23 protein-coding genes and 1 riboswitch are annotated in these 25571 nt (G+C 74.0%); of the genes, 13 read left to right on the top strand and 10 right to left on the bottom strand.

Annotated features, from left to right (window positions below; all coding sequences use genetic code 11):
- Window positions 1-30: 30 nt before the first annotated feature.
- The gene (locus ACZ4U1_RS05695) at window positions 31-1086 is read right to left on the bottom strand and encodes a glycosyl hydrolase 53 family protein (protein WP_467899936.1); all 1056 of its coding nucleotides are present in this window, start codon (window positions 1084-1086) and stop codon (window positions 31-33) included.
- Between the two features lie 405 nt (window positions 1087-1491).
- Between ACZ4U1_RS05695 and ACZ4U1_RS05690 the strand changes: the two genes are divergently transcribed.
- The 3 genes from ACZ4U1_RS05690 to ACZ4U1_RS05680 are packed head-to-tail and all read left to right on the top strand — an operon-like array spanning window position 1492 to window position 4979.
- On the top strand, window positions 1492-1854 hold the full coding sequence (locus tag ACZ4U1_RS05690; protein WP_467899934.1) for a hypothetical protein: 363 nt from the start codon (window positions 1492-1494) through the stop codon (window positions 1852-1854).
- 52 nt (window positions 1855-1906) lie between these two features.
- Window positions 1907-3673 carry a sodium/solute symporter gene (locus ACZ4U1_RS05685; protein WP_467899931.1) on the top strand — a complete coding sequence of 589 codons (1767 nt, stop codon included), beginning with the start codon at window positions 1907-1909 and terminating at the stop codon, window positions 3671-3673.
- Between the two features lie 34 nt (window positions 3674-3707).
- Window positions 3708-4979: a sensor histidine kinase gene (locus tag ACZ4U1_RS05680; RefSeq protein WP_467899928.1), complete on the top strand. Its 1272-nt coding sequence runs from the start codon at window positions 3708-3710 to the stop codon at window positions 4977-4979.
- 28 nt (window positions 4980-5007) lie between these two features.
- Here ACZ4U1_RS05680 and ACZ4U1_RS05675 read toward each other — a convergent pair whose 3' ends face one another.
- The 7 genes from ACZ4U1_RS05675 to ACZ4U1_RS05645 all read right to left on the bottom strand — a co-directional run bounded on the left by ACZ4U1_RS05675 (window position 5008) and on the right by ACZ4U1_RS05645 (window position 12155).
- Window positions 5008-6438 (bottom strand): amino acid permease, encoded by a 1431-nt coding sequence (locus tag ACZ4U1_RS05675; protein ID WP_467899926.1) that lies wholly within the window; start codon window positions 6436-6438, stop codon window positions 5008-5010.
- Between the two features lie 169 nt (window positions 6439-6607).
- Window positions 6608-7315, bottom strand: a complete 708-nt coding sequence (locus tag ACZ4U1_RS05670; RefSeq protein WP_467899924.1) for a GntR family transcriptional regulator — start codon at window positions 7313-7315, stop codon at window positions 6608-6610.
- 23 nt (window positions 7316-7338) lie between these two features.
- Window positions 7339-8340 (bottom strand): proline racemase family protein, encoded by a 1002-nt coding sequence (locus ACZ4U1_RS05665; RefSeq protein WP_467899922.1) that lies wholly within the window; start codon window positions 8338-8340, stop codon window positions 7339-7341.
- A gap of 11 nt (window positions 8341-8351) precedes the next feature.
- Window positions 8352-9248 carry a dihydrodipicolinate synthase family protein gene (locus tag ACZ4U1_RS05660; protein WP_467899920.1) on the bottom strand — a complete coding sequence of 299 codons (897 nt, stop codon included), beginning with the start codon at window positions 9246-9248 and terminating at the stop codon, window positions 8352-8354.
- A gap of 57 nt (window positions 9249-9305) precedes the next feature.
- A complete protein-coding gene (locus ACZ4U1_RS05655) occupies window positions 9306-10703 on the bottom strand; it encodes an FAD-dependent oxidoreductase (RefSeq protein ID WP_467899918.1) in 1398 nt (465 codons plus the stop codon).
- Window positions 10696-10998: a (2Fe-2S)-binding protein gene (locus tag ACZ4U1_RS05650; protein ID WP_467899915.1), complete on the bottom strand. Its 303-nt coding sequence runs from the start codon at window positions 10996-10998 to the stop codon at window positions 10696-10698. The genes ACZ4U1_RS05655 and ACZ4U1_RS05650 overlap by 8 nt, the downstream gene beginning before the upstream one ends.
- Window positions 10995-12155 carry an NAD(P)/FAD-dependent oxidoreductase gene (locus ACZ4U1_RS05645; RefSeq protein ID WP_467899913.1) on the bottom strand — a complete coding sequence of 387 codons (1161 nt, stop codon included), beginning with the start codon at window positions 12153-12155 and terminating at the stop codon, window positions 10995-10997. The genes ACZ4U1_RS05650 and ACZ4U1_RS05645 overlap by 4 nt, the downstream gene beginning before the upstream one ends.
- A gap of 140 nt (window positions 12156-12295) precedes the next feature.
- On the opposite strand from ACZ4U1_RS05645, the gene ACZ4U1_RS05640 reads away from it, so the two are divergent.
- The 9 genes from ACZ4U1_RS05640 (at window position 12296) to ACZ4U1_RS05600 (ending at window position 19848) form a co-directional block, all read left to right on the top strand.
- Window positions 12296-12418, top strand: coding sequence for a putative leader peptide (locus ACZ4U1_RS05640; RefSeq protein WP_256464654.1), 123 nt, complete (start codon window positions 12296-12298; stop codon window positions 12416-12418).
- An 84-nt stretch (window positions 12419-12502) separates the two neighbouring features.
- Entirely contained in the window at window positions 12503-13390 is an 888-nt protein-coding gene (locus ACZ4U1_RS05635) for a glutathione S-transferase C-terminal domain-containing protein (RefSeq protein WP_467899910.1), read from the top strand.
- 78 nt (window positions 13391-13468) lie between these two features.
- Window positions 13469-13578, top strand: a riboswitch (SAM riboswitch).
- 33 nt (window positions 13579-13611) lie between these two features.
- Entirely contained in the window at window positions 13612-13761 is a 150-nt protein-coding gene (locus ACZ4U1_RS05630; RefSeq protein ID WP_467899907.1) for a hypothetical protein, read from the top strand.
- A 172-nt stretch (window positions 13762-13933) separates the two neighbouring features.
- Complete coding sequence (locus tag ACZ4U1_RS05625; RefSeq protein WP_467899904.1) at window positions 13934-14920, top strand: amino acid ABC transporter permease; 987 nt, start codon at window positions 13934-13936, stop codon at window positions 14918-14920.
- Window positions 14917-15708, top strand: a complete 792-nt coding sequence (locus tag ACZ4U1_RS05620; RefSeq protein WP_467899902.1) for an amino acid ABC transporter ATP-binding protein — start codon at window positions 14917-14919, stop codon at window positions 15706-15708. The genes ACZ4U1_RS05625 and ACZ4U1_RS05620 overlap by 4 nt, the downstream gene beginning before the upstream one ends.
- Window positions 15709-15849: 141 nt before the next feature.
- The gene (locus ACZ4U1_RS05615; RefSeq protein ID WP_467899900.1) at window positions 15850-16869 is read left to right on the top strand and encodes an ABC transporter substrate-binding protein; all 1020 of its coding nucleotides are present in this window, start codon (window positions 15850-15852) and stop codon (window positions 16867-16869) included.
- A 106-nt stretch (window positions 16870-16975) separates the two neighbouring features.
- Complete coding sequence (locus ACZ4U1_RS05610) at window positions 16976-17107, top strand: putative leader peptide (RefSeq protein WP_388317582.1); 132 nt, start codon at window positions 16976-16978, stop codon at window positions 17105-17107.
- Window positions 17108-17242: 135 nt separating this feature from the next.
- Window positions 17243-18445 (top strand): LLM class flavin-dependent oxidoreductase, encoded by a 1203-nt coding sequence (locus tag ACZ4U1_RS05605; RefSeq protein WP_467899897.1) that lies wholly within the window; start codon window positions 17243-17245, stop codon window positions 18443-18445.
- Between the two features lie 26 nt (window positions 18446-18471).
- The gene (locus tag ACZ4U1_RS05600; RefSeq protein WP_467899894.1) at window positions 18472-19848 is read left to right on the top strand and encodes an NtaA/DmoA family FMN-dependent monooxygenase; all 1377 of its coding nucleotides are present in this window, start codon (window positions 18472-18474) and stop codon (window positions 19846-19848) included.
- Between the two features lie 132 nt (window positions 19849-19980).
- Here ACZ4U1_RS05600 and absR1 read toward each other — a convergent pair whose 3' ends face one another.
- Window positions 19981-21066 carry a beta-glucuronidase AbsR1 gene (gene absR1, locus ACZ4U1_RS05595; protein ID WP_467899892.1) on the bottom strand — a complete coding sequence of 362 codons (1086 nt, stop codon included), beginning with the start codon at window positions 21064-21066 and terminating at the stop codon, window positions 19981-19983.
- 94 nt (window positions 21067-21160) lie between these two features.
- On the opposite strand from absR1, the gene ACZ4U1_RS05590 reads away from it, so the two are divergent.
- Window positions 21161-22888 (top strand): LuxR family transcriptional regulator AbsR2, encoded by a 1728-nt coding sequence (locus tag ACZ4U1_RS05590; RefSeq protein WP_467899890.1) that lies wholly within the window; start codon window positions 21161-21163, stop codon window positions 22886-22888.
- An 18-nt stretch (window positions 22889-22906) separates the two neighbouring features.
- On the opposite strand, the gene ACZ4U1_RS05585 is transcribed toward ACZ4U1_RS05590, so the two are convergent.
- Window positions 22907-25516 (bottom strand): CHAT domain-containing protein, encoded by a 2610-nt coding sequence (locus ACZ4U1_RS05585; protein ID WP_467899888.1) that lies wholly within the window; start codon window positions 25514-25516, stop codon window positions 22907-22909.
- Between the last annotated feature and the right edge of the window lie 55 nt (window positions 25517-25571).

Genomic DNA, 25571 nt, shown 5'->3' with positions numbered 1-25571 from the left:
GGGGCGGGGGGAGGTCCGACGGCCTGTTGTTCAGGCCTGGGTGAAGCCGTTCATGATGACCGTGGGCCGCTGGGTGGCCGAGTCCCAGGCGCCCATGGCGTAACCGGTGAACGGGGACATGCACTCCGGCTCCCAGTAGAAGATGCCCTGCCCGCCGGTGGCCTTCAGGGCCTTGATGTAGGCGACCAGCGCGGCTTGGGTGGAGGAGGCCCGGTCGACCCGGCCGCCGAACTCGCTCTGCAGGAACGGTTTGCCGTGCGCGGCGGAGATCTTCTGCATGTTGGCCACGATCCCGGGGGCGTACTCGGCGCTGCCGTAGGAGGAGAACACCGACATGTCCCACTTGCCGCCGTTCGCGGCGTAGCCGTCGAAGAACGTCGTCATCACGTCGTACTTCTGCGGCTGGGCCAGGTGGATGCACACCGTCGTGTTCGGGGACACCGCCTTGACCTGGTCGTACGCGGCGTTGAGCAGCCCGGTCATCTGCGCCGGGTTGGAGACGCTGCCGACGGGCCGGCAGATCCCGCTGTTGATCTCGTTGCCGATCTGCACCCAGGCGGGGAGCACGTCGTTGTTCTTCATGACGGTCATCGTCTGGTTCACGTACGCGCTCATCGCGGTCCGCATCTGGCTGTAGGACATGTTCTTCCAGGCGGCGGGCGGGTTCTGCACGCCGACGGAGTTCCATGTGTCGCCGAACATGTAGTCCAGCATGATCGACATTCCGGCGGCCTTGACGCGCTTGGCGAAGGCGGCGACCTCGTTGATGCCGCAGTGCCCGTTTGCCGGGTCGCCGGACGGGTTGACGAACGTGCGCAGCCGTACGGCGGTGATGCCGTACCCCTTGAGGACGGCCAGCACATCCTGCCGCTGCCCACTGGCGTTCCGCCAGAAGTAGCCGTGCGCCTCCATCTGCGGGACCCAGCTGATGTCGACGCCCTTGACGAACGGGGTGGCGGCCGCGGCCGGCGTCTCGAACTCGGCGAGCGCGGCAGCCGTGGCGATCGTGCCGGCGGTCGCGGTGCCGGCCTTGAGCAGGGTCCGGCGGCTGATCCGCCCGGAACCGGGCGGGGGGATCGGGGGCATGGTCGCTCCTTTCCGCGCACGGGTCGCAGCGGAGGCGCCGCGGGCTGCGCGGAGTTGGCCGTGGGGGGTACCGGGATGTGGGGGTGGGGGAGCGGTGCCGACCGTGATCCGAGTGCGGCTTGTGAGCGTTCCCAGAAATCAACAGAGAGCAGGGTCTTTTACGGTCGTGGTCGGCTGGGATCGTTCCCGCAACGCCCTTACGCACCACGCAGTTTCCCGACCGGACTCCTGACTGTCAATCAACTGCGCACAACAAAGTCACGGATCCGAACATTGTCCAACATCGACGTCACGGAGTCCTTGATCGTGGGTGGTGAAACGGTCGCCGGCCGGGAGCTGTTGCTTTGGTTGGGGGGTGCGTACACTCCACTGCGACGTGTGATCATCGCGGTCGGAGGACGCGGCATGGGTGCACCTGGGACTCCTCGGCGTGAAGTGGTCACGGGGACTCCGCGTGGCAGCCGTGCGGTCCGGGGAGGCCGTGCGGCCCCCGGCCCCGCCGTCGACTCCCTCGCCCTGCGGATCCTGATGCGTCGTCAACTCCGGCTGGGCATCACGGCCTTCGGAGTACTCGTCGCCCTGCTCGGGCTGCTGCCCCTCGTCTTCACGGCCCTGCCGGACCCGGCGGACTCGCCGGGCAGCGCCCTGATCGTGTGGGCCCTGCTCGGTGTGGCCGCGTACCCCGCACTCGTCGTCATCGGCCGGTGGTACGTCGTACGCGCCGAACGCAACGAACGGGACGCCGTGGACCGCACCGAAGGGGACTGACGGTGACCGGCGTTCGGCTGGACCGGCCCGGCCGCGCATCCGGGGCGGCCGGGTGAACCAGGCGTACGGCATCGTGGCCGTCTCGGCGGCGGTCGTCGCGACGCTGGTGATCGGCTCGACGGGACTGCGCATCTCCCGCACCACCTCCGACTTCTACGTCGCCTCCCGTACCGTCCCGCCGTACCTCAACGCCATGGCCATCAGCGGCGAGTACCTCTCCGCGGCCTCATTCCTCGGCATCGCCGGACTCGTCGCCGCCCAGGGCGTCGAGATGCTCTGGTTCCCCGTCGGCTACGCCGCCGGCTATCTCGTCCTGCTCGTGTTCGTCGCCGCCCCGCTGCGCCGCTCCGGGGCCTACACGCTGCCCGACTTCGCCGACTCACGGCTGGAGTCCCGGGCCGCCCGGCGCGTGGCCAGCGTGCTCGTCGTCGGTGTCGGCTGGCTCTACCTGCTGCCCCAGCTCCAGGGCGCGGGCCTCACCCTCGGCCTGGTCACCGGCGCGCCGCGGTGGCTCGGCGGGGTGCTCGTCGCCGTCGTCGTCACCCTGGCCGTGGCCGCCGGCGGCATGCGCAGCATCACCTTCGTCCAGGCCTTCCAGTACTGCCTGAAACTGACCGCGCTCCTCGTGCCCGCGGTCTTCCTGGTGCTCGCCTGGCACGGTGACCCACGCCCCGCCGGCGCCCTGGACGAGCCGCCCACCTTCCGCCGGCACACCCAGGTCACCGTCGAGACCACCGTCCGGATCAGGATCGAGGCTCCGCTGCGGGCGGTGGTGAGCGGTGCCGTGGACGGGCGGGGGTACGACGACGGCCGCCTGGTGCTGGAGCCCGGCGTGCACGAGGTACGGGGCGGGACGACGCTCCGGTTCGCGCCCGACACCCCTGTGCCCGAGCGCGAGAGCGGGGACGGGCGGCGGGACGGGGCGTCCAGCTGGGCGGCACCGCTGTCGGGCGGCCGGGACGACCATCCGCTGTACACGACGTACGGGCTGATCTTCGCCACCTTCCTCGGCACCATGGGGCTGCCCCACGTCCTCGTCCGCTTCTACACCAACCCCGACGGCCGCGCCGCCCGGCGCACCACGGTGATCGTGCTCGCCCTGGTCGGCGGCTTCTACCTGCTGCCGCCGCTCTACGGCCTGCTCGGCCGCATCTACGCCCCCGACCTGCTGCTCACCGGCACCACGGACGCCGCCGTGCTCGTCCTGCCGGAACGTCTCGTCGGCGGCCTCGGCGGCGACCTGCTCGGCGCCCTCATCGCCGCCGGCGCCTGTGCCGCCTTCCTGTCCACCGCCTCCGGGCTCACCCTCTCCGTCGCGGGCGTGCTCAGCCAGGACGTGCTGCCCTCGCTCGGCGTCCGCCACTTCCGGCTGGCGACACTCCTGGCCGTCGCCGTGCCCGTCACGGTGAGCGTGGCCGCCAGCAAGCTCCCCGTCGCCAACGCCGTGGGGCTCGCCTTCGCGGTGGCCGCCTCCTCCTTCTGCCCGCTCCTGCTCCTCGGCATCTGGTGGCGCGGCCTCACCGCGCCCGGCGCGATCGCGGGGCTGCTGACCGGCGGGGGCAGCGCCCTCACCGCGGTCGCCCTGACCATCGCCGGCCCCCTGACCGGGCCCCTGTCCGACGGCTGGGCGCACACCCTGCTCGCCTGGCCGGCCGTGTGGTCGGTACCGCTCGGCTTCCTGACCATGATCCTGGTCTCGCTGGCCACCCGGGACCGGATCCCGGCCGGCACCGAGGCCGTCATGGCCCGCCTCCACCTGCCCGAACGCCCGGTCGGCCAGGGCGCGTCCGCCACCCGCCGAGGAGTGACCACCCCATGAGAATCCGCCGGCCCGCCGTCCCCGGGACCCCCGCGTGAACGGGCTCGCCCTCCTCGCCGCCGGAGCCCCCGTGCTGTTCGCCGCCGGCCTCGTCGCCGGCCGCCTCCTGGCGCGCCGGACCGACCGGGACGGCACCGACCACGGCACCCCCGTGGAACGCGCCACCTTCCGCACCCTGCACACCGCGTCCATGGCCGCGCCCCCGCTGCGCGCCGGACTGACCGAGGACGCGGCCCGCAAGGCGGTACGACGGCTCCGGCCGCTGTTCGCCACGGCCGCGCTCGGCCTCACCGCCGAGGACCGGCTGCTGGCCTGGGACGGACCGGGCCGGCACCACACGGACACCGTCCTGGACCGGGTCCGCCAGGTGCTGGACACCGGCCGTACCCAGACCTTCACCGTCGGCTGCCCGGACCCGGACTGCCCCGTACGCCGGGGCGCCGCCGCCCCGCTCACCGTCGACGGACGGGTGCTCGGCGCCCTCGTCGTGCTGGGCGCCGGGGGATCGGCGTCCGTGGTGCGGGCCACCGAGGAGGTGGCGCGCTGGGTCTCCGTACAGCTCGAACTCGCCGAACTCGACCGGACCCGCACAGGACTGATCGAGGCGGAGATCCGGGCGCTGCGCGCGCAGATATCGCCGCACTTCATCTACAACTCGCTGGCGGCGATCGCCTCGTTCGTGCGGACCGATCCCGAGCGGGCCCGGGAACTCCTGCTGGAGTTCGCCGACTTCACCCGCTACTCCTTCCGCCGGCACGGTGAGTTCACCACGCTGGCCGAGGAGTTGCGCTCCATCGAGCAGTTCCTGGAGCTGGTCCGCGCCCGGTTCGGGCAGCGGCTGCAGGTGACCTTGCAGATCGCCCCCGAGGTACTTCCTGTGGCGGTGCCCTTCCTGTGCCTCCAGCCCCTGGTGGAGAACGCGGTCAAACACGGGCTGGAGGAGAGCGTCGAGCGCAGCCGCATCGGCATCACCGCGCAGGACGAGGGGGCGACGGCCCGGATCGTCATCGAGGACAACGGAGTCGGCATGGAACCGGACCGGCTGCGCCGCATCCTGCGCGGCGAGGGCAGCCCCTCGGCGGGCATCGGGCTGCGCAACGTGGACGAGCGGCTGCGCCAGGTCTACGGCGACGAGCACGGGCTGGTGATCGAGACCGGTGTCGGAGCCGGGATGAAGATCACGATCCGTGTCCCCAAGTACCGGACCGGAGTGCACAGCGCGCCCCCGCGTCCCGCGTCCGGGAGCGCGAGGGCGTCCGCGCCCGGCGTCGCGTCGAGCGACGGCACGGCGCCCGGCAACGGCTGACGGGCCGCCGCCGGGGAGGGCCACCGGTTTACGGTGCCTCGACCGCCGATGGCTGCTTCCGTTGGCGCAGGGCCGCCATCACCGCGTAGACGATGATGCCGATGAAGAGGAACAGCACGCCCTGGTAGACCGCCGCGTAGCCCGCGCCCGCCATCAGCCAGATCGAGAAGGCGGCGGCCACCGCGGTGATCACCGAGTCCCGTACCAGTCGTGCCCGGTCCACCGTCTCGCCGCGGCCGGAGACCAGGTGGAAGATCTGCGCGGCGGTGGCCAGGAGATACGGGACGGTCGCGGTGAACGTGGTGACCAGGACCAGGATCTCGAAGACCTTGCCCGAGCCGGAGGCGTAGTTGTAGACGGTGAGCAGCGAGGCGAGCACGACCGTGACGCCGACGCCGACCGTGGGCACGCCCCGCCGCCGGCGCGTGAAGGCGCTCGGGAACAGGCCGTCGCGGGCCGCCGCGTACGGCGTCTGGGCGCTCAGCAGGGTCCAGCCGTTGAGGCAGCCGGTCATCGACACCAGGGCGGCGAGCGCCACCGCCGTACCGCCCCAGCTGCCGCCGAACATCGTGTTGACGGCGTCCGAGAACGGTGCGGTGGAGGTCACCAGACGGTCGTGCGCGACCGTGCCGAACACGGACACCGTGCCCAGCAGGTACACCAGTGCCGCGCCCGCGGTGCCGATCACGGTGGCCCGCCCCACGTTGCGGCGGGCGTTCTCGACCTCGCCCGCGCTGACGGCGGCGGACTCCACCCCGAGGTAGGAGAAGAGCAGCAGGGCGGCGGAGGCGGACACCGCGCCGATCGCGCCCTGGCCGCTGGTGCTGAACGGCCCGAGCCGGTCCGGGTCGAAGAAGAACAGTCCGCCGACCGCGACGAGCAGCAGCGGTACGAACTTCAGCACCGTCGACACCAGCTGGACGGCGCCCACGTACCGGGTGCCCGCGAAGTTGGCGAGCGCGGGCAGCCACTGCAGGGCCAGCGCGGCCAGGCAGGCGGTCCAGCGGTGTCCGTTCACCGGGACCAGCACGTCGAGGTAGCCGACGGCGGCCACGGCGAGCGCGGCGTTCGACACCCAGGTGGTGATCCAGTACGACCAGGCCGCGAGGAATCCCGCGAAGTCGCCGAACGCCTCGCGGGCGTAGACGTAGGGGCCGCCGGTGCGCGGGTCGCGCGCCGCGAGCCGGCCGAAGACCAGGGCGAGCGCGATGGCGCCGACGGTCAGCACGCCGAAGGCGACCAGGCTGACCGTGCCGTACGGGGCGATGGAGGCGGGGAGCAGGAAGATGCCCCCGCCGATGATGTTGCCCATGACCAGCGCGGTGGCGACGGGCAGGCCGAACCGGCGGGCATGCCTGCCGGTGTCGCCGTGCGGGTCCTCGGCGGGAAGCGTGGGGGACTGGGCGGGGACCCCCGCGGGGGCCGGAGCCGACTGCGGGACGGTTCCGGTGCTGTGCATGGGTGGTGCGCCTCTCATGGAACTGACGTTCCCGGGATCGCCGGGACGGCCCCATGGTCGGGGATGCGTCGATGTGGCTCAAAATCGCCGTTTGTTGTTCTGTGCGGGCCGCCTGATCGCGGAAAAAGCGTCGTGGCGCGGCCCTCACGCCGCGAGATGTCCGGCGGGGTCAGTCCCGCGCCGCCCAGAGGCTGCGCACATGCCCCAGGTGCCGGGTCATGATCGCGTGCACGGCCTTCTCGTCGCGCTCCAGCAGCGCGTCCAGCAGCTCCAGGTGCTCCTCGGCGGAGGCGAGCAGCCGGCCCGCCTCCACCAGCGCGGTCAGGCCGTACAGACGGGAGCGTTTGCGCAGGTCGGCGACGACCTCGACCAGGTGGGCGTTGCCGGCCAGGGCGAGCAGCCCGAGGTGGAAGCGGGTGTCGGCCTCGACGTAGCCGATCAGGTCGCCCGCCACCGCGGCGGTGACGATCTCCCGGGCCGCCGGGCGCAGCGCCTCCAGCGAGACGCGGTCGGCCGTGCGGGCCAGCTCCACCACGGTGGGGATCTCGATCAGCGCCCGGATGTGCGTGTACTCGTCCAGCTGCTTGTCGGAGACGACGGTGACCCGGAAGCCCTTGTTGGGCACGGTGTCGACCAGCCCCTCCTTGGCCAGGTCGAGCATCGCCTCCCGCACCGGCGTCGCCGAGACGCCGAACCGGGTGGCCAGCGAGGGCGCCGAGTACACCTCGCCCGGCCGCAGCTCGCCCGCGATCAGCGCGGCGCGCAGGGCGTCCGCGACCCGCTCGCGGTAGCTGCTCCGCCGGCCGCCCAGCCGGGGGAGCGCGGGCAGCTCCGCGCCCCGCGCGTCCTGAGCCGTGTTCTGTGCCATGTCACGCATCACCGGGTGAGTCTAGAGGAGCCCTAGAGGACGAACCCCTCGGGGAACGGGTCGGCCGGGTCCAGCAGGTACTGCGCGGTGCCCGTGATCCAGGCGCGCCCGGTGAAGCTGGGCAGTACGGCCGGCACGCCGGCGACCTCCGTCGTCCCCAGCAGCCGGCCGGTGAACCGGGTGCCGATGAAGGACTCGTTCACGAACTCGGTGTGCAACGGGAGTTCACCGCGCGCGTGCAGCTGGGCCATGCGCGCGCTGGTGCCCGTGCCGCACGGGGAGCGGTCGAACCAGCCCGGGTGGATGACCATGGCGTGCCGGGAGTGCCGGGCCGTGGCGCCGGGCGCGTACAGGTGGACGTGGTGGCAGCCGCGGATGGACGGGTCCTCGGGATGCACCGGCTCCGACTGCTCGTTGATCGCCGTCATCAGGGACAGGCCGGCCGCCAGGATGTCGTCCTTGCGGGCGCGGTCGAAGGGGAGCCCGAAGGTGTCGAGCGGCAGGATCGCGTAGAAGTTGCCGCCGTAGGCCAGGTCGTAGGTGACGGTACGGCCGTCGGGCAGGGTGGCCTTGCGGTCCAGGCCGGCCGCGAACGACGGGACGTTCCGCAGCGTCACGTCGCGCGCGGCGCCGTTCTCCACCGCGACCTCGGCGACGACGAGCCCCGCCGGGGTGTCGAGCCGGATGACGGTCACCGGCTCGGTGACCTCCACCATGCCGGTCTCGACCAGTACGGTGGCCACCCCGATCGTGCCGTGCCCGCACATCGGCAGATAGCCGGAGACCTCGATGTAGACCACGCCCCAGTCGCAGTCGGGGCGGGTGGGCGGCTGCAGGATCGCTCCGCTCATGGCGGAGTGGCCGCGCGGCTCGTTCATCAGCAACTGCTTGACGCCGTCGCGGTGTTCGCGGAACCACAGCCGCCGTTCGTTCATGGTCGCCCCCGGGACGGTGCCGATCCCGCCGGTGATCACACGGGTCGGCATGCCCTCGGTGTGCGAGTCGACGGCGTGCAGGACGAGCTTGCTGCGCATGGTCCGGCTCCTTACGCGAGGCCCGCGGCGACGGCCTTCTCGGTGGCCGCGCGGACCGCCACCTCCTGTTCGGGCAGCAGCGGCACCCGCGGTGGGCGCACCGGGCCGCCGTACCGTCCGACGACGTCCATGGAGAGCTTGATCGCCTGTACGAACTCCACCTTCGAGTCCCAGCGCAGCAGCGGGTGCAGCTGCCGGTACAGCGGGAGCGCGGTGGTGAGGTCACCGGCCAGCGCGGCGCGGTACAGCTCCGCCGAGGCCCGGGGGAGCGCGTTCGGGTAGCCGGCCACCCAGCCCTTGGCGCCGGCCACCGCCAGCTCCAGCAGCACGTCGTCGGCGCCGATCAACAGGTCCAGTTCCGGGACGAGTTCGGCGATGCGGTAGGCGCGGCGGACGTCACCGGAGAACTCCTTGACGGCGCGCACGAGCCCCTCGCCGTGCAGCCGGGCGAGGAGTTCGGGCACCAGGTCGACCTTGGTGTCGATCGGGTTGTTGTACGCCACCACGGGCAGGCCCGCCTTCGCGACCTCCGCGTAGTGGGCGAGCACCGACCGCTCGTCGGCGCGGTAGGCGTTGGGCGGCAGCAGCATCACCGACGCGCAGCCGGCCTCGGCCGCCTGCTCGGCCCAGCGGCGGGCCTCGGCCGAGCCGTACGCGGCGACCCCCGGCATCACCCGCTCGCCGCCGATCGCGGCCACGGCGGTCTCCACCACCCGGGCCCGCTCCTCGGGGGTGAGCACTTGGTACTCGCCGAGCGAGCCGTTCGGTACGACGCCGTCGCAGCCGTTCGCGACGAGCCAGGCGCAGTGCTCGGCGTAGCGGTCGTGATCGACCGAGAGGTCGGCGCGCAGCGGGAGGGCGGTGGCGACGAGGATGCCGCGCCAGGGACGGTGCTGTGCCTCGGACATGGATGATCCCTCTTCAGTAGGGTGTGACATATTACTGAGCGGTCAGGCGTGCCGCCCTCAGTCCGTCTCCGGCAGGGCGGCCAGGACCCCGAGCGGTACCGGCCTGGCGAACGGTCGGCGTCCGGCGGCGAGCGGGCAGCCGGCCAGGCCCGCCACCGCGGGCCCGCACATCCGGCCCTGGCACCAGCCCATCCCGGCCCGGGTGAGCAGCTTCACCGTGCGCAGGTCACCGGCGCCGAGCGGGCCGGTGGACTCGCGGACCCGTCCAGCGGTGACCTCCTCGCAGCGGCAGACCACCGTGTCGTCCGGGACCCGGTCCGCCCAGCCCGCCGGCGGGGCGTACACCGCGTCCAGCGCCGTGGCGAACTCCCGCAGCCGGGTCCGGGCCCGGTCGGCGGCGGCCCAGCGGCGCGGGTCGGGGGCGGTGCCGTGCAGCCGGGCGGCGGCCGAGCGGCCGGCGATGTGCCCCTCGGCGAGCGCGAGCGCCGCCCCGCCGACGCCGGTGGCCTCCCCGGCGGCCCAGACGCCGGGCACGTCGGTGCGCTGCTCGGCGTCCACCCGTACGGCGGTGCCGGACAGGGTGCAGCCGAGGGTCTCGGCGAGGTCGGTGTGCGGCAGCATGCCGTGGCCGACGGCGAGGGTGTCGCAGGGGATGCGCCGGACGCTGCCGGGCCGGAGGTTCCCCTCCCGGTCGAGCGCGGCCACCGTCACCGCCTCCAGCCGGTCGGTGCCGTGCGCCGCGACGACGGTGTGCCGGGTCAGGGTGCGCACGCCGTGCCGCAGCAGCCGGGCCGCGTATCCGGCGCCCTCGGCGAGTTTGCCGGGCTGTGCGGCCAGGGCGGGCGCCCGGCGCAGCAGCGCGGCCGGATCGGCGGACTCGACCAGCGCGGCGACCCGGGCACCGGCCGCGGCCAGCCCGGTGGCCACCGGCAGCAGCAGCGGCCCGGTCCCGGCGACCACGGCGGTCCGGCCGGGCAGCACCAGGCCGCCCTTGAGCATGGCCTGCGCGCCGCCCGCCGTGACGACCCCGGGCAGCGTCCAGCCCGGGAAGGGCAGCACCCGCTCGTACCCGCCGGTGGCGAGCAGCACGGCGTCGGCCCGGACGGTGACGCCCTCCTCCTGCGCGGGGCCGCGCAGGGCGTGCACGGCGATCGACCCGGAGCCGGACTCCCGCCGCACGCACCAGACGTGATGGTCCGTCAGGTGGATGATCCGGCCGGCCGCGCGGTGCCGGTCCAGCGCGTCCCGCAGCCGCTCCCAGGTGCGCCACTGGTGGTGCAGGGCCTGCGGCCGGCGTGCGCCGAGGGCCGGGGCGGGCTGCCGGTAGAACTGCCCGCCGGCCTGCTCGGCCGCGTCGACCAGGGTCACCCGGACGCCCCGTGCCGCTGCCGCCAGCGCCCCGGCGAGGCCCGCCGGGCCCGCGCCGACGACGGCGAGTCGCGGTGGTTCAGTCATCGCCCCGGCCCGTCCCCTCCTGTGTGCGGATCACGTCTCCCGGGCGCACCGGCACCAGGCAAGCCCGTTGGCCGGGACGGTCGTTGACGGTCACCAGACAGTCGAAGCACACCCCGATCCCGCAGAACACCCCGCGGGGGCCGCCGGTGCCGCGCGTGCTGCGCCAGGCCGTCACGCCCGCCGCCCACAGCGCCGCCGCGACCGTCTGGCCCGGCAGCGCCGGCAGGGGCCGGCCGTCGAAGGTGACGGTGCAGGCCTCGCCCGGCCGGGCCCGGACCAGCTCCATCGGATTCACCGTGCGTCGCCTCCCTCGGTGTCGAACCGCTCCGGCCGGAACGGCGTGAGATCCAGCTCGGGTGCCTTCCCGGTGAGCGCCTGCGCGATCAACTGCCCTGTGCCGGGGGCGAGTCCGATGCCGGCGCCCTCGTGCCCGCAGGCGTGGAACAGGCCGGGCGCCCGCGGATCGGGGCCGATCGCCGGCAGGTGGTCGGGCAGGTACGGCCGGAAGCCCGCGTACGTCCGCAGTGCGCGGACCCGCTCCAGGAACGGGAACAGCCCGATCGCCCCGGCCGCGAGCGCCCGTACCGCGTTCAGCGACAGCGAGCGGTCGAAGCCCACCCGTTCCCGGGTGGCGCCGATCAGCACCGGACCGGCGGCCGTGCCCTCCACGACCGGCGAACTGCGCAGGGCGGCCGAGTCGCTGGCCACGTCGGCCACGTAGTCCGCGGCGTACACCTTGTGCCGGACCATCCGCGGCAGCGGCTCGGTGACCAGCACGAAGCCGCGCCGCGGCATGACCGGCAGCCGGACACCGGCGAGCGCGGCGAGGTCGCCGCCCCAGGTGCCGGCCGCGTTCACCACCGCCGGTGCGTGGATCTCGCCCCGGTCGGTGCGGACGCCGTACACCGTGCCGTCCGCCGTGCGCAGCACCCCGGTCACGGCCCGCCCGGTGTGCAGGGCGGCACCCGAGGCGCGGGCCAGGTGGGCGGCGGCCAACGCGGGCATGACCTGGGCGTCCTGCGGGTAGTGCACGCCGCCCGCCATGCCCGGTGCCAAGTGCGGTTCCAGTCCGGCGAGTCGGTCACCGTCGACGGGTACGGCGGTGACGCCGGCGTCGCGCTGGCCGGCCGCGAAGTCCTCCAGCGCGGCCAGGGCTCCGGGAGTGGAGGCGACCACGAGGCCGCCCTTGGGCTCGTACTCGATCGCGGCGCCGTGCTCACGCGCCAGCTCGGCCCACAACCGGGCGGACAGCAGGGCGAGTTCGAGTTCCGGGCCCGGTTCCTTGTCGGACACGAGCAGGTTGCCCTCGCCGGCGCCGGTGGTGCCGCCGGACACCGGGCCCCGGTCCACCAGCCGCACGTCGAGTCCGGCGCGCGCGGCGTACCACGCACAGGCGGCGCCCACCATTCCGGCTCCGACGACCACGACATCGCAGGTCAGTCGCTTCGTCACGGCAGTACTATGTCACATGTTCCTCGCTCTGAGGAGTCCCCCGCGCCGGCCCCGAGTCCCAGGCGTGGACACCCCCTTGACGTCGTACCACGCCGGATTGACACTCCAGAGAGGGAATCCTAGTGAACAGGTAGGGAATCATGACGCGCCTCGCGACGGGCACCGGCCGTACGGGCCGGACGCCGTTGCGCGCTCCCCTGCTCACCTCCCGCCGCCACATCGACCTGCAGCGCGTCTGCAGCGCGATCAGCCGCCACCGCTGACCCGGGCGCCCCTTCGCCCCCCCCGCCGACCGGCCCAGTCCGCGCCGGCGCGCCCGTCCGCACGCCCACCATCCGGGGAGACGCATGTCCATCACTCCGCTCGCCGCCGTCCCGTCCACCCGCCGCACTGCCCCCCTCTTCCGGGGCCGGATCGGCCGGGACGCGCGCAGCGGCCACTACGCCGTGCCGCACCGCTACCGGCTCCATCTGTCCACCGCCTGCCCCGACGGACTGCGCCTCGCCGTCGGCCACAGCCTGCTCGGCCCCGACACCGACTGTCCCGTCACCCTCCTGCCCGCCGTCCCGGACTGTCCCGACGGCGGCCACTCGGCCCTGCGCCCGCTGTACGAGGCGAGCGCCCACCACTACACCGGCCCCGCCCTCGGGCCCGTGCTCAGCGACGACTGGTCCGGACGCATCGTCAGCACCCATACGCCCGACATCCTGCGCGACCTGGACCGGTTCCGGCCGGGCGGCGGCGCCCGCCTGTACCCCGCCGGACTGGAGTCCGTGATCGAGGCCGTCGAGCGGATGTGCGCCGAGGGCATCGAGGAGGCAGCGCAGCGCGCCGGCCGGGCCGGTGCCGACCCGGCCGAGCGGGCCGCCGCCCTCGACGTGCTGCTCGACACCCTGGGCCGGCTGGAGCGGCGGCTGGACGGGGAGCCGTACCTCACCGACGACCGGCTCACCGCCGCCGACATCGAGCTGTGGGTGACCCTGGTGCAGCTCGACACCGTCCACCGCTGCCATCTCGACGCCTCCGCCGTGCACCGCATCGCCGGCCACCGCGCCCTGTGGGCCTACGCCCGCCGGCTGGCCGCCCACCCCGCGTTCGGCCGCCACCTCGACCTGGACGGCATCGCCCGCCGCCACCACGGCCGTTGCCAGGGTCTGGAGGCCGCCGGAGCCGCTGTCCAGATCCTGGACTGGGCGGGCCACGCCGCGGAAGCCCCGGATGCTTCCCGCAGGTGAGAGCGATTCCCCGAGGTCCAGTGGGCGGACGGCCGTTGACAATCGAACGGGCAACTGCCTTACTTACGGCTCAAGAACGGTCATGAGCGTCAGCGCCAAGCCCTGGCTCGCTGACCGGCAACCCTCGCATCGCGGTGGGGTGCCCCAGGTGACGACCGGACCGGATGACGTTTCGGTAAGCGCGCGGCCCCATGGGGCCCGGAACAGTGACAGGTGACGCCATGTACGCAGCTCCCAGGACGGCCGCGAGCCGCCCCCAGGGCTGCGTACCGTCGTACGCCGGTCTCCTCGTCGCCGACCGCGCCGTCGATCTGCTCCGCGTGAACAGCGCACTGTGTACCGCACCGGGCTCTGCCCGCCGTCAGGGCTGACGTCTCCTCCCAGCCCCCGCGTTCCCGCCGCACACCGTCCCCGCGGTGTGCCGCTGTCCGCCCAGCCCCCGGTTCCGTGCCTGTCCGTGCGCCGCCCCGTGCCGTAGTGCCGCCGTGGCCCACGCCCGCTCGTGCGCGGCCCCCGGGGTGTCCGACTTCGCCGGAGCCTGCCATGAGTGAACCACCGGGCGCCGCCGTCTCGCTGGCCGAGGCGCCGCCGACACCGACCGACACACCGTCAAAGCCCTTGTCCGCGCAGCGGGTTCAGCCGCTGCGCCGGCCCGGCCGGTGGATCGTCACCGCCGTCGTCCTCGTGCTCGTCGCCCAGATCCTGCACGGACTGGTCACGAACCCCTTCTACCAGTGGGACCGCTTCCGCTACTGGTTCCTGCGCCCCACCGTCCTCGACGGCCTCCTCATCACCCTCGAAGTCGCCGCGCTCAGCGCCGTCCTGGGACTCCTCGGCGGCATCCTGCTGGCCCTCGGACGGCTCTCCGGCAGCCCGGTGCTGCGCGCGGTCAGCTGGACGTACACCTGGCTGTTCCGCTCCGTGCCGCTGATCGTGGTGCTGATCTTCCTCTACAACTTCGGTGCCCTGTACAAGACGTTGAGCCTCGGTGTGCCCTTCGGCCCCGCCTTCGTCACCTTCGACGAGTCGAAGCCGGCCACCGACATGACCATCGCCGTCATCGGCCTCAGCCTCAACGAGGCGGCGTACGCGGCCGAGGTGGTGCGCGGCGGCATCCTCTCCGTCGACCAGGGACAGCACGAGGCTGCCGCCGCGCTCGGCCTGCCCAAGGGCTACCAGTTCCGCCGGATCGTCTTCCCGCAGGCCCTCCGGTCGATCACCCCGAACTACGTCAACCAGCTGATCGGCCTCATCAAGAGCACGTCCCTGGTCTTCTACGTGTCCCTGCTCGACCTCTTCGGCACCGTCCAGTCGATGAGCAGCACGTACCCCGGTGACGTCGTGCCGCTGCTGATGGTCGCCACCGTCTGGTACCTGATCCTCACCAGCGCCGTGTCCGTCGTCCAGTTCCACGTCGAGCGGTACTACGCCCGGGGCGCCACCCGCACCCTGCCGCCGACCCCCTTGCAGAAGGCCCGGGCCGGCCTGGCCTCGCTGCGCGACCGGCTGCGCAGGGAGGCCGCCGTATGACCACCGCACAGCACCTCGAAAAGACCGCGGCCGCCGCACTGGAGGTGCACGGCGTCCACAAGTGGTACGGCGCCCACCGCGTCCTCGACGGCATCGACCTGACCGTCCGCCCCGGCGAGGTCACGGTGATCCTCGGGCCCTCCGGCTCCGGCAAGTCCACGCTGCTCAGGGTCATCAACCACCTGGAGAAGCCGGAGATCGGCCACGTCAGTGTGGGCGGCGAGCTGATCGGGGTGAAGCGGCACGGGGACCGGCTCAAGGAACTCGGCGAGCGCACCATCCTCGCCCAGCGCAGCCGGATCGGCTTCGTCTTCCAGAACTTCAACCTCTTCCCGCACCTGACCGTCCTCGACAACGTCGCCGCCGCCCCCGTCGCCACCGGCAGGCTCAGCGGGCCGGCCGCCCGGGAACTGGCCCGCGAACTGCTCGACCGGGTCGGCCTCGGCGACCGGACCGGCGCCTACCCGCGGCAGTTGTCCGGCGGCCAGCAGCAGCGCGTCGCCATCGCCCGCGCCCTGGCCCTGCGGCCCGGGATCATCCTCTTCGACGAGCCGACCTCGGCACTCGACCCCGAACTCGTCGGCGAGGTGCTGGCCGTCATCAAGGACCTGGCGACCAGCGGCACCACCCTCGTCATCGTCACCCACGAGATCGGCTTCGCCCGCGAGGTCGCCGACCGGGTCGTCTTCATCGACGGCGGCCGGATCGTCGAACAGGGCCCACCCGGCCAGGTGCTGGACCACCCGCGGCACCAGCGGACCCGGGAGTTCCTCGCCAAGGTGCTCTGACCGCACGCCCGTTGTCACACCCCGCTCCCCACGCACGCCCCCCCACGCACGCCCCCCCACGCACGCCCCCCCACGCACGCCTCCCACTCACGGCCCCCACCTACGACCTTCTCCACGACCCCCCGGACGACAAGGACAGCCATGCCCAGCCAGCTCACCCGACGCGGCCTCCTGCGCGGCCTCACCGCGGCCACCGCTGCCTTCTCCCTCGCCGGCGGGCTCACCGCCTGCGGTGGCGACAGCGAGGCCGCCGCCACGACCGACACCACGGGCACGGTGACCGTGGGGCGGCTGTCCAACGGAGCCGCCACGGAGACCCGGCTGAAGGTCTCGGAAGTGAAGTCCATCAGCGCCCACCTGCCCGCGTCCGTCCGCAGGAGCGGCAGACTCGTCATCGGCATCGGAGCCCTGCCCTCGGGCTCCGCGCCGCTGACCTTCCTCGGCAGCGACCAGAAGACCCTCACCGGCTCCGAGCCCGACCTCGGCCGCCTGGTGGCCGCGGTACTCGGGCTCGAACCCGAGATCAGGAACTCGACCTGGGAGAACCTCTTCGTCGGTATCGACAGCGGCAAGGTCGACGTGGCCTTCTCCAACGTCACCGTCACCGAGGAACGCAAGACGAAGTACGAGTTCGCCTCCTACCGGAAGGACAACCTGGCCTTCGAGGTGCTGAAGAAGAACCCCTGGAACTTCGACGGCCGGTACCAGAACCTCGCCGGCAAGACGGTCAGCGTGGGCTCCGGCACCAACCAGGAGAAGATCCTGCTGGAGTGGAAGGCCAGGCTCGCCAAGGAGGGCAAGAAGCTCACCGTCAAGTACTTCCCGGACCAGAACGCCACCGACCTGGCGCTGAAGAGCGGCAAGATCGACGCCTACTTCGGCCCCAACCCCACGGTCTCCTACCGCGTCCGGCAGACCGCGAAGACGCCCGAGCCGACCCGCAACGCGGGTACCTTCTCCGGCGCCGGCGCGACGCTCCAGGGCCTGATCGCCGCCACCGCCAAGAAGGACAGCGGGCTCGCCGAGCCGGTCGCCGAGGCCGTCAACTACCTGATCGGGCACGGCCAGTACGGCAGGTTGCTGGCCGCGTACGGCCTCTCCACCGAGTCCTTGGCGAAGTCGCAGGTCAACCCGCCCGGGCTGCCGTTGGACAACTCCTGACGGACGCCGGTCCGACGACGTCCGGCTCGCCGGGCAGGGCACCGGGAACAACCGGCGCCGGCCGGGCGTTGAACGTGACGACGAGGTCCGCATCCGACGGAGGGAGGTGACGGCCGTGACCCGAGTGCCCCCGCAGGCACGCCCGCCGCGCGCCGTGCCCCCGTACCGCTCCGTCCGTCTGCACTCCCGGCCGCACATAGACCTCCAGCGCGTGTCCGCCGCGCTCTGTCGCCCCTGACCTTCCCCCGGCCCTCTTCCGCCCGGCCCGGGTCTCCTCCCGCCGCGCTCGCCCGCGGCCGACGCCGCCTGCCCCGGCGGCCGCCGCCGGCACCGCGAGCCGTGTTCTCGTACGGACATCAAGGAAGGCACCGACGTGTCCTCAGCTTCCCTCGCACCTCTGCACCTCGCCGTCGCCCTGGACGGCACCGGCTGGCACCCCGCGTCCTGGCGCGAGCCGGTCGCCCGCCCCCGGGACCTGTTCACCGCCGGCTACTGGGCCGACCTGATCACCGAGGCCGAACGCGGCCTGCTCGACTTCGTCACCATCGAGGACGGCCTCGGCCCCCAGTCCTCCCTCCCCTTCGCGCCCGACGAGCGCACCGACCAGGTCCGCGGCCGGCTCGACGCGGTCCTCATCGCCTCCCGCGTCGCCCCGCTCACCCGGCACATAGGCCTGGTGCCGACCGCGGTGACCACACACACCGAGCCGTTCCACCTCTCCAAGGCGATCGCCACCCTCGACTACGTCAGCGCCGGGCGCGCCGGCCTGCGCGTGCGGACCACCTTCCGCCCGGACGAGGCCGCGCACTTCGGCCGGCGCACCGTCCCCCGGTTCGACGGCTTCGACGGCCCCGACGCACAGAAGGCGCTCACCGAACTCTTCGACGAGGCCGCCGACTACGTGGAAGTGGTCCGCCGGCTCTGGGACAGCTGGGAGGACGACGCCGAGATACGGGACGCGGCGACCGGCCGCTTCATCGACCGGGACAAGCTGCACTACATCGACTTCGAGGGCCGCTTCTTCAGCGTCAAGGGGCCCTCCGTCACGCCCCGCCCGCCGCAGGGCCAGCCGCTGGTCACCGCCCTCGCCCACCAGACCGTCCCGTACCGGCTCGTGGCCCGGCAGGCCGACATCGGCTACGTCACCCCGCGGGACGCGGACCACGCCCGGGCGATCGTCACCGAGATCCGCGCCGAGCAGGAGGCGGCGGGCCGCGCCGGGGAGACCCTGCACGTCTTCGGCGACCTCGTCGTCTTCCTGGACGACAGCCAGGCCGAGGCGGAGGCCCGCCGGGACCGCCTCGACACGCTCGCGGGCGAGCCGTACACCAGCGACGCCCGGGTCTTCACCGGCACGGCCGCCCAACTCGCCGACCTGCTGGAGGAATGGGCGGACAGCGGGCTGAGCGGATTCCGGCTGCGGCCCGCGGTCGCCGGCCACGACCTGCCGCGGATCACCCGGGACCTGGTCCCCGAGCTGCAGCGCCGCCACCGCTTCCGGGACGCCTACGAGACCGGCACCCTGCGCGGTCTCCTCGGCCTCACCCGCCCCGCCAACCGCTACGCAGCCGCCTGAAACGCCGGAGAGGACGACCGTACGCCATGAGCAAGCCGCTGAAGCAGATCCACCTGGCCGCCCACTTCCCCGGCGTCAACAACACCACCGTGTGGAGCGACCCGGCCGCCGGCAGCCACATCGAGTTCTGCTCCTTCGTCCACTTCGCGCGGACCGCCGAACGCGCCAAGTTCGACTTCCTGTTCCTCGCCGAGGGACTCCGGCTCCGCGAACAGGGCGGCCAGATCTACGACCTGGACGTGGTCGGCCGCCCCGACACCTTCACCGTGCTGGCCGCGCTGGCCGCCGTCACCGACCGGCTCGGCCTGACCGGCACCATCAACTCCACGTTCAACGAGCCGTACGAGGTGGCCCGCCAGTTCGCCAGCCTCGACCACCTCTCCGACGGCCGGTCCGCGTGGAACGTGGTCACCTCCTGGGACGCCTTCACCGGCGAGAACTTCCGGCGCGGCGGCTTCCTGCCGCAGGAGGAGCGCTACTCCCGCGCCAAGGAGTTCCTCGCCACCGCGCACGAGCTGTTCGACTCCTGGCACGGCGACGAGATCCTCGCCGACCAGTCCACCGGCACCTTCCTGAGGGACGCCCGGGCCGGCGCCTTCGTGCACCGGGGGCAGCACTTCGACATCCACGGCCGGTTCAACGTCCCCCGCTCCCCGCAGGGCCGCCCGGTCATCTTCCAGGCCGGGGACTCGGACGAGGGCCGCGAGTTCGCCGCCGCCGGCGCCGACGCGATCTTCAGCCGGTACGCCACGCTGAAGGAGGGCCAGGCCTTCTACACGGACGTCAAGTCCCGCCTCGCCAGGTACGGCCGCCGCCCCGACCAGCTCCTGATCCTGCCCGCCGCGACCTTCGTGCTCGGCGACACCGACCAGGAGGCCGCCGAACTCGCCCGGGAGGTCCGCCGGCAGCAGGTCAGCGGAGCCACCGCCATCAAGCACCTGGAGTTCGTCTGGAACCGGGACCTGTCGGCGTACGACCCGGAGGGCCCGCTGCCCGACGTCGACCCGGTGGTGAGCGAGGAGCACATAGCCCGGGGCCGCGCCCAGGTGCGGATGTACCGGGACCCGGTCGCCATCGCCCGCGAGTGGCGGCAGCTCGCCGAGGCCAACAAGTGGTCCATCCGCGACCTGGTCATCAACACCGGCAACCGGCAGACGTTCATCGGCTCCCCGGCCACCGTCGCGCAGACCATCAACGACTTCGTGCAGGCCGACGCCTCCGACGGCTTCATCCTGGTCCCGCACATCACCCCCGGCGGACTCGACCCGTTCGCCGACAGGGTCGTCCCGCTGCTCCAGGAACAGGGCGTCTTCCGCACCGACTACGAGGGCACGACCCTGCGCGACCACCTGGGCCTCGCCCACCCCGACGCCGGTGCCGCGCCGGAGCGGGCCGCGTCCTGAAGTCCCCGCAAGGCGTACGGATCCAACGGCGTGGGGGGGGGGGGGGGTGGCGTGCCCCCCCCCCCCCCCCCCCCCCCCCCCCCCGCCCCTTCCCCCGGCGCCGGACTGTGGTTCCCCGCCGTCCGTGTGCTGTCACCAGCACATGACCGCTGTCTCTCCCGACCCCCACGTGGAGTACAGGCGGACCCGGACGACGTAGCGGCGGCCCTTGACGAGCCGGACCCGGACGGCGGCGTTGTCCGGCCTGCCGCCGTCGTCGTGGCCCGCGAGGAAACGAGGCTCCCCGTCCCGCTCCTCGAAGACCACCAGCACGGTGTCGGCGTCGCCGAAGGTGCCCACGGTGTACGCGCGGGTCTCCGGCGGCTCGACGGTGAAGTCGGCCTGCTCGCCCGGCCCGAGACCGAGCGGAGCGGACCGGAACGGCACCAGCGCGGCCGGCCCGGAGGGCGCGGCGGGCGGGTACCAGCGGAGCACGAACTCCTTGTCCGCCGGGGAGGGGGTGCCGGGCGGACGCAGTCCCCCGCGGTACTGCTCCGGCTCCAGCACCAGCCCCGGCCCGAACGGCAGCGTCATGACCGACTGCGGGTCCCACACCGAGGCCCCCGCCTCGCAGGCGTCCAGCGGACGCAGCACGTTCGTGTACGTCGTCTCCCGGCTCCAGAAGTTCGGCGGGCCCGCCAGCTCGGCGTACACGGCCTCGTCGTCCCAGTGCAGCCCGGCGAACGGACTCTGGTGCTCGTGCACCATCCCGAGCGCGTGCCCGATCTGGTGCAGGACGGTCCCGCGCTCCCCGGGCGCGGTCACGTCCCAGCCGAGGTTCATGGTGCGCTCGCCCCGGCCGGCCGACAGCGCGTCCCGGCCCACCGCCGACCAGGACCCGGCACCCGCCTGGAACCCGATCCGCAGCTCCGCCTCCTGGCGGTCGCCGACCTCGGCGAAGGTGACGCCGATGCCGAGGTCCTGCCACTCGCGCAGGCACTCGCGGACCACGTCCCGCTGCTCCTCGCCGCCCGCCCACGGCACCCGGCGCAGCTCCCCGGTCCCGGGGACCGGGACGACCGAGGCGTCGGTGGGGGCGTCCAGGAAGCAGTAGTGCAGCACCGTGCCGTTGACCCACATCCGCCGCCCGGCGAGCAGCGCGCCCAGCCGCTCGGCGGTCAGCCCCGGTGCGAACGACGGGGCCGGCTGCCGCGGAAGCGAGCAGAGGCGTCGGGTCATGCGGCCAGCGTGCCGCCCGCCCCGTCCGGACGCCTGAGTCGGGGGCTACTCAAGTCGCCCTGTATCAAACCTGAGTACGCGCGCTCTGCTTGGTGTGAGGACTTACGGACAGGACGCGAAGACCGCGAAGACCCTGGAGCTGCCGTGGCCGTTCACCGGCCGCGCGGACGAACTGGAGCGGGTGCGCGCCGCGCTGACCGCCGGCCGGCCCGGCATCGTGGTGACCGGGCCGGCGGGCCGCGGCAAGACCCGGCTGATCACGGAGGCGGTCCGGGGCATGGACCACGCCCGGGTGACCGGCACGCCCGAGGCCCGCGACCTGCCCCTCGCGGCCTTCGCGCACCTGCTCCCGGACACCGTCTCGCTGCACCGCGCGGTCCGCGCGCTGTCCGGCGTACGGCTCCTCGTCGTGGACGACGCCCAGCTGCTGGACGAGACCTCCGCCGCCCTGGTCCACCAGCTGGCCGTGCAGGGCCGCACCCGGCTCGTCGTGGCCGCGGCGGACGGGCCGCCCGCGCCGGGCGCGGTGTCCCGGCTGTGGACCGGGGAGCTGCTGCCCCGGCTGTCCCTCGACCCGCTGTCCCACGAGGACACCGCCCAGCTCCTCGCCGGTGCGGGTCTGGAGCCGCTCACCGTGCGCCGGCTGCACCGGGCGTGCCGGGGCGATCTGCGGCTGCTGCGCGACCTGGTGACCGCACTCACCGGGTCCGGCCGGCTGACGCCCGTCCCGGGCACCGGCGAGCGGGCCTGGCGGGGCGCGCTGCCGGTCACCCCGGCCGTCCGCGAGCGGCTCGCCCCCGGCCTGGAGCGGACCGTGCCCGGAGAACGCGAGGTCCTGCAACGCCTCGCCTTCGCCGAACCCCTGCCGCTGCCGGCGGACGAGCTGGACCTCGACGCCCTCGAACGCCTGGAGGCGGACGGCCTGATCGACGTCGACGAGCAGGGCTCCGTCACCCTCGCCCACCCCCTGCACGGGCCCGCGCTGCGCGCCACCGCCGGCCGGCTGCGAGCCCGGCGGCTGGCCCGCGCGCCTTTCGCGTACGGTCCCGCGCTGGCCGCCGAACAGCGCACCCTGGCCCGGCGGATGGACCAGCTCGACGTCCGGCCGGTGCCGACGCCGGTGGGGGACTGGCTGCTGGCGGAGGGCGGCCCGCTGCCGGCCCGGTACGCCGAGGTCCGCGCCCGCTTCGCCCGCCTGCGCGGCGAACTGCGGGAGGCGGCGGCCTGGGCCCGGGAGGGGCTGCGGGGGGCTCCGTCGGACAGCGGGTGTCTGAGCCAACTCTCCCTGACCACAGCGAAGTTGGGTGAGGTGGCCGATCCGGACGGCGTCCACGCGCTCTACGACGCCGTACGCCTCGGCGAGCCGGAGCGGGCGGTCGGGCGCCTGCCGGCCGGGAGTGTGTTCGCCCGGCACGCGGACGCGCTCGCGCGCGGGGACGGGGCCGCGCTGGACCGGGCCGCGGAGGCGCTGGCGGAACGCGGGTTCCTGCTGTACGCGGCGGAGGCGCACGCGCAGGCGGTACGGGTGCACCGGGATCCGCGGGCCGCGCGGCTGTCCCGTACCCGGGCCGTCGCTCTGGCCCGGCGGTGTCCGGGGGCGAGCACGCCCGCGCTGGCCGGGCTGGTGCTCGGTGAACTCACCGCCCGGCAGCGGCAGATCGTCACACTGGCCGCGGCGGGGCTGAGCAACCGGGAGATCGCGGAGAGGCTGACCCTGTCGGTCCGGACGGTGGGAAACCATCTGTACAGCGCGTACACGCGGCTCGGTACGGGGGACCGGGGGGCGTTGCCCTGGCTGGTGGACGTGCCGGAAACGGCATAGCGGGTCCTGAGCGGACCGTCACGCCGCCCCGAACGCCGCGAATGCCCACCCCGTCGCCTGGTGCACCGCGTCCCCGGGCAGCGCCGCGCGCGCGTCCCGGAGGGACTCGGCCAGGGACAGGCCCGCGCCGAGGCCCTTGTGCAGGGCCAGCATCAGCGGGACCACCGCCGCGTCGTTGACCGGCGCGCTGCTCGCCACCACCCCGGCCGTGCCCAGCGGCAGCAACGCGGTGACCACGCCGAGGAGTTCGTCGGCGCCGACCGTGGCCAGGCGGGCGGTGTCGCAGCTGGAGAGGATGATCCGGTACGGGCTGCGGGCCAGGCGCTCGAAGTCGTGGACGATCAGCGGGCCGTCGGCCATCCGGAGGGCGGAGAACAGGGGGCTGTCGGCGCGGAACGTGCCGTGCGCCGCGAGGTGGGCGAGGCACGCGCCGTCGAGTTCCGCCAGCACCCGCGGCACCTGGGCGGCGTCGCCCTCCAGGACCGTCGCCGTGCCGTACCGGTCCGCCAGTTCGGGGACCTCCGCACCGCCCGTCGCGAGACCGGGGCCGCGCACCAGCACCGGCCGGCCGTCCCCGTCCGGCGGCGCCGGGGTCTCGCGGGCGCGCAGCCAGCTGCCCGCCGAAGGCGACACGCTGAGCACCCGCTCCCGCAGCGCGGGCAGCAGCGCCCACGGCACCCGGTGCAGCGCGCCCGGCGGCACGATCACCACCTCGCCCGAGCCGAGGTGCGGCACCGCCCCGGCCAGCAGGAGTTCCTGCAGGCGCAGGCCCGCGGCCTCCACCAGCGGCAGCCGTGCCTCGGCCCCGGGGTGCGCGAGCCGCCGCAGTCCGGCCTGTACGTGCTCGGCCTCGGCCACCGCCTCCGCCAGCGAACCGCCCGCGAACCGCCGTACCCGGCCCTGCCCGCACAGCAGGACGTGCACCCGGCCGTCCACCACGGCGAGTTCGACCAGCCGTCCGTCACCGAGCCGGTCCAGCAGCCGGCCCACGTCGAAACGGTCGCACGCGTCGGCGGCGGCCCCGCCCATGTGCCGGGTGCGGGAGCGGATCTCCCGTTCCAGGCGCCGCTTCTCGCGCTCCAGCGCGGGCACCGGGCGGCCCTCCATCCGGGCGGCCTCCGCGCGGGCCGCGATCTCCCGGTAGCCGGTCAGCCCGCTCAGCAGCGCCGGATCCTCCGGCGGCCGGGTCGGCGGGGTGGACAGCACGGTCGCCCGCCACCGCTCACTCCACTCCAGCAGCCGCCGCGGGCTGCCCTGGGCGAGGGTCACCTCCTGGGCCAGCGCGGCCAGTTCGGCGCCCTGCGCGGTCGCGTGGGCGCGCAGCTCCGAGGCGCCCAGCGTCATCCGGTGGTCGTCCAGCACGTCCAGGCCGCGCCGGCACGCCTCCAGCACACCCCGCCGGGAGCCGGCCGCCCGCGCCCGCAGCGCCTGCGCCGCCCAGCCCGTCATCCGGGCCGGCGGCGGGCCGCCGTGCCGGCTGCGCGCGGCCACCGCCAAGTGCCGTTCCGCGTCCGCCGTCCAGCCCAGCGCCAGCGCGATCCGGCCCGCGACCAGCGAGGCCTGGGGTGCGGCGGGCGAGCCGAAGGAGTCCAGCCGCTCGGCGACCGCCGCCGCGTCCGCGACCATCCGCCCCGACCGGCGCCCGGCCGCCACCCGCGCCTCCAGCAGCACCAGCCGGGCGTGCGTCTCCCACCACGTCCGGCGCTGCGCCGCGAACAGCCGTACGGCGACGGCGGCGCGGGCTGTGGCGGTGTGCGCGTCGCCCGCCGAGCGGGCCGCCCACGAGGCGGCGAGCAGCAGCTCGGCCTTGCGGGTGGACTGCCCGCCGATCCGGTCCAGCAGCGCGATCGCCGCGTCCGCCTCGGCCAGCGCCTCCGGGGCGAGCCCCGCCGCCATCAGCACCTCGCAGCGCCGGATCGACAGGTTGTACGTCGGGGTGCCCAGCTTGGCGTAGCGCTCCTCGGCCTCGTCCAGCAGCCGCAGCGCCGCCGGGATGTCCCCGGACCGGAACGCGGCGAGGCCCCGGCTCTCCACCGCGTCCGCCTTGTCGTGCTCCTGGCCGGTGGTGTCCCACAGCCGCTCCGCCGCCGTGAAGTCGGCGACGGCCCGGTCCACCGTGCCCAGCGCCAGATGCACGGTGGCCCGCAGGGTCAGCGCCCGCGCGGTCCAGATGTCGTCGGCGGCCTGCCGCAGGACGGGAAGGGCCCGTCGTACGTCCTCCAGGGCCTCCCGGTGATGCCCCAGCACCCACCACACATAGGCCCGCCGGTACAGCACCCGGGCCCGGGTGTGGCCGCTGCCCCGGGCGACGCCCCGCTCGAAGGACGCGAGCCCCTGCCGCGTGCGCCCCGCGTGCACCAGTGCGACCCCCAGCGTCGCCAGCACATCGGCCTCCCGGTCGGCCGACTCGGCGCGCGCGGCCAGGTCCCGGGCCCGCCGCAGGTGCCTGAGCGCGATCCGCAGATCGCCGAAGTCCCGCTGCCAGATGCCCAGCACCTGGTGGGCCACGCTGGCGTGCAACGGCGGCGGACCGGCTCCCAGGACCTGTTCGGCGCGTGCCCGGGCCTCGCCCGGGTCGGCGAACACCAAGGGCAGCAGTTCGAGAACCGACTCGCTTCCCGCTGTCACGTCTCGCATGGTAGTGGCCTGCTGTATCAGACGGTGGCCCCACGACTCTCACTGT

The sequence above is a fragment of the Streptomyces sp. NPDC028928 genome, from assembly GCF_055564915.1.
The sequence above is the reverse complement of the archived record's forward strand: the minus strand, read 5'-3'. Positions and strand labels throughout refer to the sequence as shown.

What these genes read in the sequence shown, in the direction of transcription:
- ACZ4U1_RS05690 (WP_467899934.1), top strand. Translation starts at nt 1,492, where the DNA reads ATGGGTGCACCTGGGACTCCTCGGCGTGAAGTGGTCACGGGGACTCCG.
- ACZ4U1_RS05655 (WP_467899918.1), bottom strand. Translation starts at nt 10,703, where the DNA reads ATGACTGAACCACCGCGACTCGCCGTCGTCGGCGCGGGCCCGGCGGGC.
- ACZ4U1_RS05665 (WP_467899922.1), bottom strand. Translation starts at nt 8,340, where the DNA reads ATGCGCAGCAAGCTCGTCCTGCACGCCGTCGACTCGCACACCGAGGGC.
- ACZ4U1_RS05670 (WP_467899924.1), bottom strand. Translation starts at nt 7,315, where the DNA reads ATGCGTGACATGGCACAGAACACGGCTCAGGACGCGCGGGGCGCGGAG.
- ACZ4U1_RS05675 (WP_467899926.1), bottom strand. Translation starts at nt 6,438, where the DNA reads ATGCACAGCACCGGAACCGTCCCGCAGTCGGCTCCGGCCCCCGCGGGG.
- ACZ4U1_RS05695 (WP_467899936.1), bottom strand. Translation starts at nt 1,086, where the DNA reads ATGCCCCCGATCCCCCCGCCCGGTTCCGGGCGGATCAGCCGCCGGACC.
- ACZ4U1_RS05615 (WP_467899900.1), top strand. Translation starts at nt 15,850, where the DNA reads ATGCCCAGCCAGCTCACCCGACGCGGCCTCCTGCGCGGCCTCACCGCG.
- ACZ4U1_RS05600 (WP_467899894.1), top strand. Translation starts at nt 18,472, where the DNA reads ATGAGCAAGCCGCTGAAGCAGATCCACCTGGCCGCCCACTTCCCCGGC.
- absR1 (WP_467899892.1), bottom strand. Translation starts at nt 21,066, where the DNA reads ATGACCCGACGCCTCTGCTCGCTTCCGCGGCAGCCGGCCCCGTCGTTC.
- ACZ4U1_RS05660 (WP_467899920.1), bottom strand. Translation starts at nt 9,248, where the DNA reads ATGTCCGAGGCACAGCACCGTCCCTGGCGCGGCATCCTCGTCGCCACC.
- ACZ4U1_RS05630 (WP_467899907.1), top strand. Translation starts at nt 13,612, where the DNA reads ATGTACGCAGCTCCCAGGACGGCCGCGAGCCGCCCCCAGGGCTGCGTA.
- ACZ4U1_RS05625 (WP_467899904.1), top strand. Translation starts at nt 13,934, where the DNA reads ATGAGTGAACCACCGGGCGCCGCCGTCTCGCTGGCCGAGGCGCCGCCG.
- ACZ4U1_RS05620 (WP_467899902.1), top strand. Translation starts at nt 14,917, where the DNA reads ATGACCACCGCACAGCACCTCGAAAAGACCGCGGCCGCCGCACTGGAG.
- ACZ4U1_RS05635 (WP_467899910.1), top strand. Translation starts at nt 12,503, where the DNA reads ATGTCCATCACTCCGCTCGCCGCCGTCCCGTCCACCCGCCGCACTGCC.
- ACZ4U1_RS05640 (WP_256464654.1), top strand. Translation starts at nt 12,296, where the DNA reads ATGACGCGCCTCGCGACGGGCACCGGCCGTACGGGCCGGACGCCGTTG.